Source organism: Neobacillus camarae (assembly GCF_054950115.1).
The window spans coordinates 1,511,185-1,526,650 of record NZ_JBUCKX010000002.1; the positions used below are offsets into that span (position 1 = coordinate 1,511,185).

Here is a 15,466-nt window from a genome sequence, read left to right on the forward strand (position 1 = left end):
AATCAGGCCCCGCTATTTTTTAAAGCAGCGTTCGTGCCGGCCAATCTACCTGTCACAAATGCGGAAGTGATGTTATAGCCGCCGGTATAGCCGTGAATATCAAGGATTTCCCCGCAGAAAAACAAGCCGTTCATGAATTTCGACCCCATGGTTTTCGGGTCAATTTCCTTTACGGAAACGCCGCCTCCTGTCACAAACGCTTTTTCAAGTGGAAGCGTGCCATTTACTTTAAACGTAAACTGCTTGCAGTTTTTCGCAAAACCGCGCAGTTTTTCATTCGATACGGTGCCGCCTTGAGAACCGGATTCGATCTCATTATGTTCAAGCAGAAACAGTAAATAGCGTTCAGGAAGCAATCCCTTTAATGTGTTTTTCATGCTTTTCTTTGGCTCCGACTTTACCATCTTGACAATGCTTTGAAAAAGTTGTTCTTCGGTTCGGTCCGGAAGAGCGTCGAGGCTCATGGTGACTTCAGTTAATTTCCATTTTTTCATTGCCTTGACCACAAACTGGCTGCACCTTAACACAGCCGGTCCGCTGATGCCAAAATGGGTGAAAAGCATGTCCATGCGATGGGTAATCAATGGCTTTCCTTTTGGATTAAGCACGCTCAATCCAATATCCCTTAAGGATAAACCTTGCAAGGTCTTATCTTTAATAAAGGCTTCACTGGAAGTGACCGGTACCTCAGTTGGATACAATTCGGTTATGGTATGGCCGGCTTTTTCTGCCCAGGCATAGCCATCCCCAGTGGAACCGGTATGGGGAACCGACTTTCCGCCCACTGCAATCACGACGGATTTAGCAGTGAAGGATTGCCCGTCTTTTAACAAGACCCCCGAAACATGCCCGGAATCATATAGAACTTCCGCCACCGGGCTGTTTTTGAAAACAGTAATATGATATTTTTCCAATTGATGCAGCAGGGAGTTCACGACGGTTTGGGCTTTATCGGAGACCGGGAACATCCGGCCATGGTCTTCTTCTTTCAATGCAATTCCCAAGTTTTCAAAAAAGCGGATAATGTCTTCATTATTAAAAATAGAAAAGGCACTGTATAAAAACTTGCCGTTGCCAGGGATATGCTTAATAATCTCTTCCAAGGGCAGACGATTGGTCACGTTGCAGCGCCCGCCGCCAGAAATGGCAAGTTTCCGGCCAAGCTTGTCGCCCTTATCAATTAACAGGACTTTTGCACCTTTTTCCCCGGCAGCGATGGCCGCCATTAACCCGGATGGACCTCCTCCAATGACAATGACATCAAAATTCATAGTTTCACCAACTTTTAGACAGATTCATTTCATTATAAACATATAATGTGAAATTAAAACGAATTTGGGTTCATTTTGAGAAAAATAACATTGCTGTTAGTAGCATCCACCGGAAAGAAGTTGTAAACTACTAATAGTCCGCAAAAAAAGTCGAATTTTATTTTGCTTCAATAAGGACTACTATAAGTAACCGTATTGCGGTCAGGAAGGGATTCTATGCAATCTAAGTTATTAAGAGGAACATTTATTTTAACAGTAGGGACAATCCTATCAAAAGTTCTTGGATTGGTTTATGTTATACCCTTTTTCCAAATCGTCGGCAGGGAAGGGACAACCCTTTACCAATTCTCTTACGTTCCATATACCATTTTTATAAGTGTTGCCACGGCCGGTGTGCCGCTGGCCGTTTCAAAATTCATCTCAAAATATAATGCGCTTGAAGAGTATGCTGTTGGCCGAAAGCTATTTAAATCCGGGATTTTAATTATGTTATTAACAGGATTTATGGCATTCTTAATCATGTATCTTGCAGCACCGACATTGGCTGAGATGAGCACTAAGGGTGAAAAAGCCAACCTGGACGATGTTACAACCGTCATGCGTGCAGTTAGTTTTGCGTTGATTGTTGTGCCTTTTATGAGCTTAATACGAGGATTTTTCCAAGGGCACCAGTCGATGGGGCCTTCAGCCGTTTCACAAGTAGTGGAACAAATTGTAAGGATTACCTTTACTCTGCTTGGAGCCTATGTCGTCCTTCATTTTTTTAGCGGGAAGATTGTTACGGCTGTCAGTGTGGCCACATTTGCCGCATTTACTGGAGCAATAGGCGGACTGCTTGTTTTATTTTGGTATTGGTATAAAAGAAAGCCGTATTTGGACGAACTGTTGGTTCATGATAAAGGGACAATGGATGTGTCTCTGAAAGAAATATATAAAGAAATATTTGTCTACGCCTTTCCTTTTGTGTTGGTGGGAATTGCCAACCCATTATTTCAGGCGATTGACCAATTTACCTTCAGTAAGGCAATGGCCGAAATCGGGAAAGTCAAAGTTGCCGATAATTATTTTTCTATCTTGAATTTTGAATCTCATAAAATTGTCATTATTCCTGTATCCCTTGCTACTGCCTTCTCGTTAACACTGGTTCCGAGTATTACCAAGGCGTTTATTGAAGGAGAAAAAAACAGCCTGAATCATCAGCTGAATCAAACGTTTCAAGTGCTGTTATTCTTGACGCTTCCGGCTTCTATAGGGTTATCATTATTAGCGGAACCAGTATACACAGCTTTTTATCAGCATGATCTGTTGGGGGCAAGTGTCCTGTCCGCCTATGCGCCGGTTGCCATTTTGTTTTCCTTATACTCGGTTACGGCGGCAATCCTCCAAGGAATCAATGAACAGCGCTTTACCGTCCTGAGCTTGTTGATCGGATTGCTAATCAAGCTAACATTGAATGTTCCGTTGATTAAGGCGATGGAAATAAAAGGGGCGGTTTTGGCCACGTCTCTTGGTTATGGAGCTGCCATTGCGCTGAATATTTTTATTATAAAAATGTATGCCCGTTATCCGTTCCGGTTTGTTTGGCGCCGGAGTTTATTAATTGCTATTTTTGCAGGTTTAATGTGGGTGGGAACCGAAATTGCCTATAAGATCTTGTTATTATTCCTGTCTCCTGCATCAAAGGTGCAGTCTGTGATTATTATTTTGGTAAGTGCCCTAGTCGGGGCCGGGATTTATTTTTTCCTTGGCCTAAAATCCGGATTGGCCCGGCGGTTATTCGGTGATAGGGTGGATCGGATTATGGATAAACTAAAGCTGTCGAGAAGGAGGGGGACAAGTGAGACTGGATAAATTACTGGCGAATCTTGGCTACGGCAGCCGCAAGGAAGTCAAGCAGCTGCTTAAAAACGGTGGTGTTCAAGTGGACGGTGAAATCATCAAGGATGCGAAACAGCATGTGGACCCTGACGCCCAAACCGTCACCTTATATGGAGAAACGATTGAATATAAGGAATTCATTTATTTAATGATGAACAAACCTCCCGGTGTGTTATCAGCTACAGAAGATACCTCCGGAGAAACGGTAATTGATTTATTGGAGCTGGAGGACCAAGTATATGAGCCGTTTCCTGTTGGACGGCTTGACAAGGATACGGTAGGATTTTTGTTAATTACCAATGATGGTCAGCTGTCCCATCGGCTGTTGTCTCCTAAAAAACATGTTCCCAAGACCTATTTTGCCGTGATTGATGGTGAGGTGACTGAGGCGGATGTGAATGCCTTCGCCAAAGGGGTCATATTGGATGATGGGTATGAAACAAAACCGGGTGAGCTGGTGATATTAAAATCCGGCATCCGCTCCGATATCGAATTGACGATTACGGAAGGGAAATTTCATCAGGTAAAAAGAATGTTCGAGTCCGTTGGCAAAAGAGTCGTTTACCTAAAGCGAATCTCAATGGGGCCGCTTAAGCTCGATGAAACCCTTGTACCTGGCGAGTATCGAGAGTTGACAGACGAGGAAGTTCAGTTATTAAAAGATTATCAGGTGAAATAACAACTTGTATGGATAAAGCGCAGGCAGAGCGAACAGCTCTGCCTTTTACCATGTAATAAATAGTTGTGCTATTTAAAATCTCTCTTTATCCATGTTCAATAATTCATCCATAAAAATGTGAACAATGGGCAACTTATAAATATCAGTCCAATCAAGAAGACAGATAGAAGCATAAAGGGGGATATTTGGTCTTGAAGCTCACTCACAAGCAGCGGATGGAGCTGCATGGTTTTAATAATTTAACAAAGTCGCTAAGCTTTAATATGTATGATATCTGTTTTACACGAACAAAAGAAGAACGCGAGGCATATTTAAATTATATCGATGAACAATACAGTGCGGAACGTCTAACGAAAATTTTACAAGATGTAGCCGATATCATTGGGGCGCATGTCCTGAATATAGCCAGCCAAGACTTCGAGCCTGCGGGAGCAAGTGTGACCTTTCTTGTATCAGAAGCACCGGTGGAACATGCCCCTTCAGAATATTTCGAGGAATCACCTGGGCCAGTGGTGGAAAATGTGGTTTTGCAATTAGACAAAAGTCATGTGACGGTCCATACATATCCGGAATACCATCCTGATGAAGGAATCAGCACATTCAGGGCAGATATTGATGTTTCAACCTGCGGTGAAATTTCGCCATTAAAAGCATTGAATCACCTCATCCGGTCGTTTGAGACGGACGTGATGATTATTGATTACCGTGTCCGCGGCTTTACCCGGAACAAAGATGGATATAAGCTGTTTATCGACCATGACATCAGTTCCATTCAAAACTACATACCAGAGGATGTCGGTGAACAATTTGATATGATTGATGTCAATGTTTATCAAGAGCATATTTTTCATACCAAGTGCAAGCTAAGAGAATTTGATTTAAATAATTACTTATTCGGCTATACGAAAGACAAACTGTCTCCAGATGAGCACATTGAAATCACAGAGCGGATCAAATTGGAGATGGATGAAATCTTCTATGGGAAAAATATCGTGGAGTAAGAAAAGCGCAAATGCTTTAGCTGTATGGCCTGGAGGAGGACTAGGGTAATGGAGGAGTCAATTTTATAAAGACCAGACTTAAATTCTAATAGCATTAAAAAAGAAGTCAGCACTCGCTGACTTCATACTATTTCGGCTTCTTAGCCAAAAGGGAAAAAATAACTAAGATGATTAATGTCACAACGCTAACTAGGGAACCAATTACATTATCTGGGTTGAATAAAAAGCCGATAAATATAATGATTAAACTAACCACACCAAAAATGGTTGTATATGGGAACCATTTGACCATGAATCCTGGTTTCACATGATAGGTGGGACGGAGTTTCAATTGGGCGAGGCAAATAAAGATCCAAATTGCCATAACCGTAAATCCTGGAATGGACATCAAATATCCAAACACTTGACTTGGAGTGACATAAGCAAAATAAACCCCGAAGAGGATAAAAAGGCTGGTAATGGCGATCCCTGCAAGAGGAATCCCTTTTTCTGAGGTCTTTGCCAGGCTTTTTGCCGCCGTACCGCTTTGAGCCATCGAATACAAGGTTCTTGAAGTCGCATATATACCAGAATTAGCTGCAGACAACACAGCGGTTAATAATACAAAGTTCATGATATGGGCAGCAGCCGGCAAGCCTGCCGCACGGAGTACCTGTACAAAGGGACTATCTTCTCCAGTTACCGAATTCCAAGGCATCATGCCGCAGATAATCAGGATGGGCAAGATATAAAACATAATCACTCTTAAGATAACTCCTTTGACAATCTTGGGCATGACCCGCTCGCTATCTTGTGTTTCGGTTACCGCAACCCCGACTAATTCTGCTCCTCCATATGAAAACATAACCACCAGAAAGGCGCTAAAAATTCCGCCTATTCCGTTAGGGAAAAATCCCCCATGCTTTGTATAGTTGCTAAAAGGATCCTGAACAGAACTTGGAATGACTCCAAGCAACAGCAAAATACCAAGTAAAATAAATACAACTAACGCAAAAATTTTTATTCCTGCAAACCAAAATTCCACTTCACCATACGCCTTCACTTGAAATAAATTGATTCCAACAATGATTGCCGCGCATATAATGCTTAGCATCCACAAGGGAGCATGAGGGAACCAAAATTGGAGGAAACTCCCTGCCGCTAACAGTTCAACCACTGTAACAAGGATCCAGTTTACCCAGTAAAGCCATCCGGTAATAAACGAAATCCGAAAACCAAATGCTTTGTGAATCAGGTGCTGAACATTATGGTTAGGGTTGGCAATCGCCATTTCCCCTAATGCAGCCATTACTATAAACAGCAGCAGTCCGCCAATTAGATAGGTGACCACTACACTTGGACCTGCTATATTTAAAGTATCTGAACTTCCTTTAAAAATCCCCGTGCCAATCATTCCGGCCAATGCAATAAACTGCACATGCCTGGGCAAAAGCCCTTTTTTTAGATTTTGTTGTTTTTTCTCCATGATGCTCCCTTTTTCTTTTTCACTTAAACGCTTTTATGCGTTAAAGTTTTTTTATATTAATATAACATATTTATAGTCTTTGTCAATTTCATACTGATAATATTAGCAGACGTTATACCTAATACAAGGAAGTTAATTTCCTTTATTTATTCATTAGCTCTGTAAAACGATAATGTTATTTTTTATCTCTGTTAATTGGAGCGGATAAGCTCGACTCCTCGAAAATCCTCGATTATGCTATCGCATAATTTCGTGCGAAGAAAGTTCATGGATACTTTCCTTGTGCTATCGCATTTTCTTCGTGCATGGGCGGATTCGAGAATGAATTTCAGTGTCCTGCGGGAGTATGGGGCTGGGGAGTCTCCGCAGGCGCGGTACCAGCCGAGGAGGCTTCCCGGCACGCCCGCGGTTCGCTGAGCGACTGGAGCAGAAGTCAACAGCCAAGTTTAACAGAGCCTATTCATTAAAACAGAAAATAGCACACGCGTATAGCGTGTGCTATTAATATCTTTTTGCCGTATAATCCATTTTTAGGATGTCATTTTCACTTTTTTTTGTGTAGTTGTCCACTTTCCGCGGCTTGGGCTTATGACCAAGTCATTATAGGCTAAAACATTCAAATCTCGTTGTATGGTGCGAGGAGTGATACCAAATTCCTCTACAAGTTCTTGAGTCGTTACCGTGCCATGATCACGGATAAACATGTAGATACATTTGATGCGGTTTAACATCCGGTTAGTTGAAGGTTTCAAAGAACCACTCCCTATCCTAATTTCAAACCTATGGCTTAATCCCTCTACCGACAGCCTCTTTGAAGAAGAATCTTCAAGTATATGTAATTTTCTTTTCCGCGCAGACAGCTCCTTTAAATAATGTTGAAGGAGGTACTCAGATGTCATACATCTAACCTTATTGTACCCACAATTTCAGAAAATTTCTACCACTATACATAAATTTAAACAATATCGACAAATTTTTTATGATAGATTCCCTTACCGAACCTCCCTTTTTCTTTTCTTACTATAAATTTATGGTGAAAGGGAACCTATTTATGATAAGTTTTTTGAATTTTTAGTTTTTTGGTAAAAAATGACCAGGCTACTACAAAAGATTGATTAAAGAATTGGAATAGTGCTATTGTTAAAAATAATGCACCATTTTTTGAAAGGGGAAGGTGAGCATGGCATTTGCTATCGTAAATGGGAAGATGATTAATCGGACAGAAGCCAAAGTCGATATGGAAGATCGTGGCTACCAATTTGGTGACGGGGTATATGAGGTAATCCGTGTTTATCAAGGCAAACTTTTTACATTGGAGGAGCATTTAGCCCGTCTGGAAAGAAGTTTGGCGGAGATTAGTATAAAACCGCCCTATACGATCCAAGAGTTAACCGAAATGCTGTACGAATTGGTGGAGAAAAATAACCTCGACACGGGGATTATTTATATGCAAATTACAAGAGGGGTCGCACCACGTAACCATGCGTTCCCTTCCGGAGAAGTGACCCCAAGCTTAACCGCCTATACAAAAGAACTGGCTAGACCGCTAGCTCAATTGAAATCAGGTGTTAAAACGATTTTAACAGAGGATATCCGCTGGCTGCGCTGCGACATCAAGAGTCTGAACTTATTAGCCAATGTTTTGGCAAAACAAAAAGCGGCAGAAAACAACTGCTACGAGGCAATCCAGCATCGCGGACAAGAGGTGACAGAAGGCAGCTCTTCCAATGTTTTCATCATCAAGAATGGGGTGGTCATCACCCATCCTTCAACCCAATTGATTTTAAAGGGGATTACCAAGGATGTCATTTTGAAACAATGTGAAAACCTGCAAATACCAGTAGAGGAGCGGGTATTTTCACTTGATGAGCTGTCTGGTGCTGATGAAGTATTCCTGTCAAGCACGACAAGTGAAGTGATGCCTATTATCGAGATCAATGGCAACACCGTTAAGGATGGGCACCCAGGCCCTGTCACCAAAAAACTCCAAGAAGCGTTTGTACAGGTAATTGCCGGACAATGCGGACTGTTAAAACAATCCATTTAGTGAACAAAGGGCTGTCCCAATTTGAGACAGCCCTTTGTTCATAATATAAGAATGTATCCGGTGTTTGAGAATGGTCCAGCTCCACCAGGAAAGCTTCGACAGCATTACGAAAAAGCTTTTTGAAGGAGGCCTGTCGTTCGCTGACCACTATGGAGAGCTTCCTAGAATAGGCTTCTTCGCAGGAACAAGCGTTTTGTGCTTGTTCCAAGGAGCTTTCACTTTTTTATTGGAATAAGTCGCTAGATAGATATCTTTCCCCTGTATCACAGGCAATGCAGACGACCACGTCATCTGAAGATAATCGTTTGGCCACTTCTATTGCGGCAAAGCAAGCTCCTCCTGAAGAAGGTCCCACGAGAATTCCTTCCTCCTTAGCCAGTCTCCGTGCAATATTATAAGCGTCCTCATCGGCAATTTGATGAATTTCATCATACACATTAGTGTTGAGAATGTCAGGAATGAATCCGGGGCTTGTGCCAACAAGCTTATGAGGTCCCGGTTTCCCACCCGATAACACAGGAGATCCTTTAGGCTCCACCACATGTATGGTCAAATTTTTATAATGCTCTTTTAGGGTTTCCCCTGTCCCCGTAATCGTTCCACCTGTTCCGGCAGTTGCCACAAACGCGGAGAGGGGCCTGCCAATTTCCTTCATGGCTTCGATAATTTCAACAGCAGTGGTATGCCGATGCGCATCAGGGTTTGCTTCATTCTCAAATTGCATTGGAATAAAACTGTCGGGAATCTCTTGAGCCAGCTCTTGAGCCTTTTTAATCGCCCCCGGCATTTTTTCATCGCCAGGAGTCAAAACCACCTTTGCCCCATATGCTTCCATAATGCGGACGCGCTCCTGTGTCATTGTATCCGGCATGACAATAATCGCTTTATAGCCTCTGGCGGCTGCATTCATGCAAAGTCCGATGCCGGTATTCCCGCTCGTTGGCTCGATTATCGTTCCGCCGGGTTTTAAACGTCCGGCTTTTTCTGCTTCTATAATCATATTAAAGGCTGCCCGGTCTTTTACGCTTTTACTTGGATTGAAATACTCAAGTTTCAAATAAACAGAGGCCCCGTTTTCAGGAGCGAGACGATTTAATTTTACCAGTGGTGTTTCCCCAATTAATTCTGCAATGTTGTTGACAACTTTCATAAGGGATCCTCCATTTCTAACCATTTAATTTTTTAAATACCAATATAATCATAAAGAAAATTAAAGCATTTGTAAAAAAATATCGGATAATCTTGGTCAGTAAATAGATACAATTGGGAAAAAATAGACTAAAATTGAATAAAAGAGGGGCAATGAACATGGAAATTAAAGCGCATTATTTTTATGCTGTTAAAATACCTGATGAAACAAAACTAATTTTGGATGAACATTTGGAAAGGCTAAAGCAAACGCTGCCATTCAGCCGTTGGGTTCATTATCAAGACCTTCATATAACCTTGGCATTTTTAGGATTTGCCACTCAGGAACAACTCATCACCGCAAATAAAAATATAAGCAATAATTTAACCAGTGAAAAAATGTTTCCGTTAAACATAAACAAGCTTGGAGTGTTTGGGAAAGAGGAAAGTCCCCGTGTGTTATGGGCCGATACAGAAAACAGCCCCGAGCTTCATGAAATGAGGAAAAAAGTATTTTTAGCCTGTGAACGGGCAGGGTTTCAACTTGAAACCAGGCCGTTTCGCCCCCATATCACCCTTGCAAGAAAGTGGAATGGAGAAGAGCTTTGTCAGGTGAACCTGATGGACATTTGGCATCAATTGCAGCCGGAACCACTGCCGTTTTTGGCAACCGAGGTTGTTTTGTACCGGACAAATCTTCAAAAGACGCCAAAGTATGAAGTGATAAAGGTGTTTCCACTTCAAACATAAATGAAAAGAGAGATAAAGGTTGGTTTTATGAAGCATATTTATTTTATTATCAATCCCCAGGCAAGAAACGGGCAATGCCTTGCCGTATGGAGGAAGATAGAATCCCTTCTTAAGTCGCGGGGCATCCCCTTTATGGCTTTATTGACAGAATATCCTGGGCATGCCAAGAAACTGGCCGGTCAAATTGCGGCCGCCGACGGGCATGAAATGGTTGTGGTGGCCGTTGGCGGCGACGGTACGTTACATGAAGCCATGAATGGTATTGTGAATTTTGAGCACGTAACACTCGGGTTTATTCCTGGCGGGTCCGGAAATGATTTTTCGAGGGGATTCCAAATTCCCAAAGACCCAGAGGATGCCCTTGAAGTGATTCTCCGGCTGATGAAGGGTGCACCACCTCTAATTGACTATGGCAAAATCACCATGTCCGACCAATCTGAACACTATTTTATTAATAATATGGGGGCAGGTTTTGATGCACTGATTGCTTTTGAAGCTAATCATTCCAAGATAAAGGCGTGGCTCAATAAGCTATCACTCGGGCGGCTGGTATATGTTTATTTCCTAATGAAAGAACTATTTACGTATAAACCAGTGGAAATCCACTTATTAATTGATGGGAACCGGCATAGATTTGAAACAACATGGTTTGTAACAGTTTCCAATCAAGCCTTTTATGGAGGTGGCATGAAAATCGCTCCTTATGCCGTTCCGGATGATGGGCTGTTGGATATTACGGTTGCCCATAATCTATCAAGATGGAAACTGTTGCTCGTGTTTGTCAGTGTTTTTGGGGGAAGGCATATTCACTTTAAAGAGGTTAAAACATTCCGGGGAAAACAGATTTCAATAGAATCCAATGAGGCGTTGTATGTTCATGGGGACGGGGAACATATCGGATACACGTCGTTAAAAATAAATATTGTGCCAAAAGGCTTGCGTGTGTTGACAAGACGGCGAGAGAATCGAGAATTTACCACAATTGAGGAGGAAGCGAATGATAGCCGCTGAGAGGAGTTTCCTGGCGTATTTGGATGAAATGACGATCATAACCATTCTCCTCCCGAGGACCAGTGACCAAGAAGTTTCATCCTCTTTTTATATAACGGATGGACCAACGATTCATTCATTAAAAATAACGGAAAATCTGCTGATTGATGACTATCATAAGTATGTATGTGAGTTTTCCGGTGAAATCTGTTTTGAACGGCTCTATTGGATTGTCGATGATTATGGGCGCAAGGCAGATTTGCAAATGGGAGCCGTCGTAAGGACAGATGCTTTTGATCAAAAATTTTATTACCCGGAGGATGACTTAGGTGCCACCTTTTCTCCTGCTGAAACATGTTTTAAGGTGTGGGCACCCACTGCATCCCAGGTGAAACTTAAATTACGGCCGCCAAAAAGTCAATACTCAGATATTATTAAAATGAAACGCGGCGAATCCGGTGAATGGTCGGTCAGGGTGAAAGGAAATTTAGAATTATATCAATACAATTTCCTGATTCAAATAAATCGTGAGTGGCGGGAAGCGGTTGACCCATACGTAAAGGCAGTTACAGTCAATGGAGAGTCCGGCGTCATTGTGGATTTAACCAAAACATCTCGCCCCAAAATCGCCCTTCCGACAATAGAAAACCCGGTTGATGCTGTGATTTACGAAACCCATATTCGCGATTTTACGATTCACGAAGGCAGCGGTGTCCTGCAAAAAGGACTTTATTTGGGTGCCGCCGAACTCCATACGGCAGGAAAAGATGGAAAGCCGAGTGGGTTATCTTACGTGAAGGACTTGGGGATTACCCATCTGCAATTGCTCCCAATCCATGATTTTGCCGGCGTGGACGAGACTGACTGGAGGAAAAAGTATAATTGGGGATATAATCCATTGCATTTTAACGCCCCTGAAGGCAGCTATTCCACGGACCCTACAGACCCTTATTCCCGAATACGCGAGCTAAAACAATTAATCGACCGGATTCATCAGTCGGGACTTCGAGTGATCATGGATGTGGTTTACAATCATGTGTTTATTCGAGAGGAATCATCGTTCGAAAAAATTGTTCCAGGTTATTATTTCCGTCACAATGATTTGGGGCTTCCCTCGAATGGCACTGGTGTGGGAAATGACATTGCATCGGAACGGAGAATGGTTAGGAAGTTTATTGTCGATTCCATCCGTTTTTGGATGGAAGAGTATCATATGGATGGGTTTCGTTTTGATTTAATGGGCATTCTTGATGTGAAAACAATGCGGCAAGTGAGAGCTGTTTGCGATTCGATTGCTAGCGGTGCCATTATCATCGGCGAGGGGTGGGAGCTTGACACTCCTTTGCCTCGGGATCAAAAAGCGACCATAGCCAATCAGGCCCAATTGACCACCATCGCTCATTTTAATGATAAATTTAGAGATACGATTAAAGGCAATACATTTGAGTTATCAGACAAGGGATACGCGCTGGGGAACAGCCAATGCCGGAATGGCGCATTGGAAGTACTCACCGGCAGTATCGGTTTTACAGGAAAAGTCAACAAATTATTTAATGAACCAAGCCAATCAGTCAACTACGTGGAATGCCATGACAATCTTACGATGTGGGATAAAATTGTGGCATGTCTGCCCGATATGGATGATACGCTTCGAGAAAAATATCATCGTTTGGCAACTGGGATGACCATTCTAGCGCAAGGCATTCCTTTTCTTCACAGTGGCCAGGAATTTTTCCGTACCAAGTATGGAGATGCAAACAGCTATTGTTCTCCTGACAGGGTTAACCAACTAGACTGGGACCGTAAATCCCTGTACCAACACAATGTGGAATATGTGAAGGGGCTGATCGAAATCCGAAAAAGCCACCCATGTTTCCGGGTCCCTGACACAGAAAAAATCCTTAGCTCGATCAAGTCGTTACCTGTGGCTGAGCCTTTATTGGCACTGTTGTATCATGTGGATGAAGAAGAACTAATTTTATTGGTTAATCCTCTAGCGAAAAATCAAACAGTCTCACTTCCTGACGGGGATTGGCTGGTTTTGGCTGACCATAAGGAAGCAGGGATGACGCCCCAAACGGCCATCCTAGGGGGAGATGTTCTAGTCGAGCCCATTTCATTAAACGTTTTCCTGAAAAAATAGTTGTTCCAGGTTACTTGACGAAAATTGGCTATTGGAGATAAAATTTATAAAGGATAGCTATTGTAGAATGCTTTCAATAGCTTTTTTTTATTGTTAAAAATAACAAACAATTACGACGGACTATAAATGGGGCCACCCTCCCATTGAACGGCATAAGTTGAAGGTGAACAGTTTTGGAACATATATTTGGACAAGAATGGGACATCACCCCTGCCGGCGGCGCAACAGGTGAAGCCTTTTATGCACAGAAAGAAGATCAAAGGCTCTTTTTAAAGCGGAATTCTTCTCCGTTTCTTGCCGTATTGTCGGCAGAGGGCATTGTCCCTAAGCTTGTTTGGACAAAACGTTTGGAAAATGGAGACGTCATAACAGCACAGCAATGGATGGAAGGAAGGGAATTGAAGCCTTCTGAGATGAACCACGAACTTGTTGCGAAGCTGCTGAAGAAAATCCACCGATCAGAGCCGATGCTTGGGATGCTGAGCCGGTTGGAGAAGACACCAATTATTCCTGAGGACCATTTCCAAGCGGTCATGGAAAATGTCGATGGCAATGTGCGAAATTTGCCTGAAGTTCAAACGGCAATCAGTTTTCTTATAAAAGAGGCAATAAACGTTAATAGTGATGAAAAAGTGGTCTGCCATGGGGATGTGAATCATAACAACTGGCTGCTTACTGAAAACAACCAGTTGTACTTAATTGATTGGGACGGGGCATCCATTGCCGACCCCGCCATGGATCTGGGAATGCTCCTCTATTGGTACATTCCTGAGGAAAATTGGGAAGATTGGCTTCATGTGTACGGAAAAGAACTTAATGACCATTTAAAGCTAAGAATGAAGTGGTATGTAATCCTTCAAACGATCTCATCCATCCAATGGTACAAAGACAGGCATAGCCAGGATGAGATGAATAAATGGATTTCATTCCTCCAGGAAAACATGTCTCAAGAAAATTGACCGATATCATTTACCCATTGGGACAAATTATTTTGGTTTTCTTGGATATGCTGGTCAAGGTCCGCAGTTTGTGCCCCTTTTTGGCTGTAGTTGTACACTTCCTGCAAAATGGATTTTACGTTTTGATCGATTTGTGTATTGACCATAAGCGATTTTACCAGCCGCTCGAGCTGCTCGCATTCAGAAACCGAGCCGCAACAGTCGGTTTGGTGATTCGTTAATATATCTGTCAGTAAATGGACTTGGTCATTATGGCTTAATGGCATAACAGCACACCCTTTCAAGTGGGATTAAAAAGGAATTCACAGTTAGGTTGTGAATTCTTTTTTTATTTATTCATGTGATTATGTTTGCGGGACTTGCGCACATGATAACGGCATGATATGTTTTTTAGACGAGAGTAAACTATAGGAGTGTCAAAAAATGCGACTTAGACATAAACCTTGGGCAAAGGAAAAAATAGAGCAGCATCCGCAATATATCGTATCAAATCCCGAATCCATTAAAGGCAGATGGCATGAGGCATTTGAGAAAGCCCAGCCGCTGCATATCGAAGTGGGCACAGGGAAAGGCCGGTTTATCACGGAAATGGCCAAAGCGCATCCGGATATTAATTATATTGGCATCGAATTGTTTGACAGTGTCATCGTGGCGGCTTTGGATCGATTAATCGAGGCGGATTTACCTAACCTTAAGCTGTTGAATGTGAATGCAGCCGATTTGGCCAAGTATTTTGCTAAAAACGATGTGGACCGCGTTTATTTAAATTTTTCCGACCCGTGGCCAAAAAATCGACATGAAAAAAGACGGTTAACGTATAAAGATTTCTTAAAATTGTATGAAGATATTATGGTCGATGGCGGAGAGATTCACTTTAAGACCGACAATCAAGGCCTCTTCGAATACTCACTGATGAGTTTTTCAGAATATGGTTTGTTATTGAAATTTCTCAGTCTTGACCTGCATAACAGTGACTTTGAAGGGAATATCATGACTGAATACGAGCAAAAATTCTCGGAAATAGGAAACCGGATCTATCGGTGTGAAGTAAAATACCAGAACGCAAACAATTAGGGGCAGCCTCTTGGGCTGAACCCTTTTTTATTTCAGAAATTGGTTAACAATGGTAAACTTAAGGAGAGGAGGACTGGTAAT

14 protein-coding genes are annotated in these 15,466 nt (G+C 42.3%); 9 read left to right on the forward strand and 5 right to left on the reverse strand.

What is annotated here, in order from left to right; all coding sequences use genetic code 11:
- Nucleotides 1-2 precede the first annotated feature (2 nt).
- Complete coding sequence (locus tag ACY8D0_RS14940) at nt 3-1,271, reverse strand: BaiN/RdsA family NAD(P)/FAD-dependent oxidoreductase (protein WP_462411264.1); 1,269 nt, start codon at nt 1,269-1,271, stop codon at nt 3-5.
- A gap of 216 nt (nt 1,272-1,487) precedes the next feature.
- Between ACY8D0_RS14940 and ACY8D0_RS14945 the strand changes: the two genes are divergently transcribed.
- The 3 genes from ACY8D0_RS14945 (at nt 1,488) to speD (ending at nt 4,829) form a co-directional block, all read left to right on the forward strand.
- Entirely contained in the window at nt 1,488-3,122 is a 1,635-nt protein-coding gene (locus tag ACY8D0_RS14945) for a putative polysaccharide biosynthesis protein (RefSeq protein WP_462411265.1), read from the forward strand.
- Nucleotides 3,109-3,828 (forward strand): pseudouridine synthase, encoded by a 720-nt coding sequence (locus ACY8D0_RS14950; protein WP_462411266.1) that lies wholly within the window; start codon nt 3,109-3,111, stop codon nt 3,826-3,828. Before ACY8D0_RS14945 ends, ACY8D0_RS14950 begins: the two co-directional genes overlap by 14 nt.
- A 191-nt stretch (nt 3,829-4,019) precedes the next feature.
- Nucleotides 4,020-4,829 carry an adenosylmethionine decarboxylase gene (gene speD / locus ACY8D0_RS14955; protein WP_462411267.1) on the forward strand — a complete coding sequence of 270 codons (810 nt, stop codon included), beginning with the start codon at nt 4,020-4,022 and terminating at the stop codon, nt 4,827-4,829.
- 127 nt (nt 4,830-4,956) lie between these two features.
- Here speD and ACY8D0_RS14960 read toward each other — a convergent pair whose 3' ends face one another.
- Both ACY8D0_RS14960 and ACY8D0_RS14965 read right to left on the reverse strand, forming a co-directional pair.
- Entirely contained in the window at nt 4,957-6,294 is a 1,338-nt protein-coding gene (locus tag ACY8D0_RS14960; protein WP_462411268.1) for an amino acid permease, read from the reverse strand.
- A gap of 530 nt (nt 6,295-6,824) precedes the next feature.
- The gene (locus ACY8D0_RS14965; protein WP_462411269.1) at nt 6,825-7,046 is read right to left on the reverse strand and encodes a DeoR family transcriptional regulator; all 222 of its coding nucleotides are present in this window, start codon (nt 7,044-7,046) and stop codon (nt 6,825-6,827) included.
- A gap of 428 nt (nt 7,047-7,474) precedes the next feature.
- On the opposite strand from ACY8D0_RS14965, the gene dat reads away from it, so the two are divergent.
- Entirely contained in the window at nt 7,475-8,341 is an 867-nt protein-coding gene (dat, locus tag ACY8D0_RS14970) for a D-amino-acid transaminase (RefSeq protein ID WP_462411270.1), read from the forward strand.
- 223 nt (nt 8,342-8,564) lie between these two features.
- Here dat and cysK read toward each other — a convergent pair whose 3' ends face one another.
- The gene (gene cysK / locus ACY8D0_RS14975) at nt 8,565-9,491 is read right to left on the reverse strand and encodes a cysteine synthase A (RefSeq protein ID WP_462411271.1); all 927 of its coding nucleotides are present in this window, start codon (nt 9,489-9,491) and stop codon (nt 8,565-8,567) included.
- Nucleotides 9,492-9,649: 158 nt separating this feature from the next.
- Here cysK and thpR point away from each other — a divergent pair, with 158 nt between their 5' ends.
- The 4 genes from thpR (at nt 9,650) to ACY8D0_RS14995 (ending at nt 14,311) form a co-directional block, all read left to right on the forward strand.
- Nucleotides 9,650-10,219 carry an RNA 2',3'-cyclic phosphodiesterase gene (gene thpR, locus ACY8D0_RS14980; RefSeq protein ID WP_462411272.1) on the forward strand — a complete coding sequence of 190 codons (570 nt, stop codon included), beginning with the start codon at nt 9,650-9,652 and terminating at the stop codon, nt 10,217-10,219.
- Nucleotides 10,220-10,246: 27 nt separating this feature from the next.
- Nucleotides 10,247-11,230: a diacylglycerol/lipid kinase family protein gene (locus ACY8D0_RS14985; protein WP_462411273.1), complete on the forward strand. Its 984-nt coding sequence runs from the start codon at nt 10,247-10,249 to the stop codon at nt 11,228-11,230.
- Complete coding sequence (gene pulA, locus ACY8D0_RS14990; protein ID WP_462411274.1) at nt 11,217-13,352, forward strand: type I pullulanase; 2,136 nt, start codon at nt 11,217-11,219, stop codon at nt 13,350-13,352. The genes ACY8D0_RS14985 and pulA overlap by 14 nt, the downstream gene beginning before the upstream one ends.
- A gap of 173 nt (nt 13,353-13,525) precedes the next feature.
- Nucleotides 13,526-14,311, forward strand: coding sequence for a phosphotransferase (locus tag ACY8D0_RS14995; RefSeq protein WP_462411275.1), 786 nt, complete (start codon nt 13,526-13,528; stop codon nt 14,309-14,311).
- On the opposite strand, the gene ACY8D0_RS15000 is transcribed toward ACY8D0_RS14995, so the two are convergent.
- Nucleotides 14,299-14,577 carry a YtzH-like family protein gene (locus ACY8D0_RS15000; protein WP_462411276.1) on the reverse strand — a complete coding sequence of 93 codons (279 nt, stop codon included), beginning with the start codon at nt 14,575-14,577 and terminating at the stop codon, nt 14,299-14,301. The two genes, ACY8D0_RS14995 and ACY8D0_RS15000, sit on opposite strands and share 13 nt — an antisense overlap.
- A gap of 157 nt (nt 14,578-14,734) precedes the next feature.
- Here ACY8D0_RS15000 and trmB point away from each other — a divergent pair, with 157 nt between their 5' ends.
- The gene (gene trmB / locus ACY8D0_RS15005) at nt 14,735-15,385 is read left to right on the forward strand and encodes a tRNA (guanosine(46)-N7)-methyltransferase TrmB (protein WP_462411277.1); all 651 of its coding nucleotides are present in this window, start codon (nt 14,735-14,737) and stop codon (nt 15,383-15,385) included.
- The last annotated feature ends 81 nt before the right edge of the window (nt 15,386-15,466 follow it).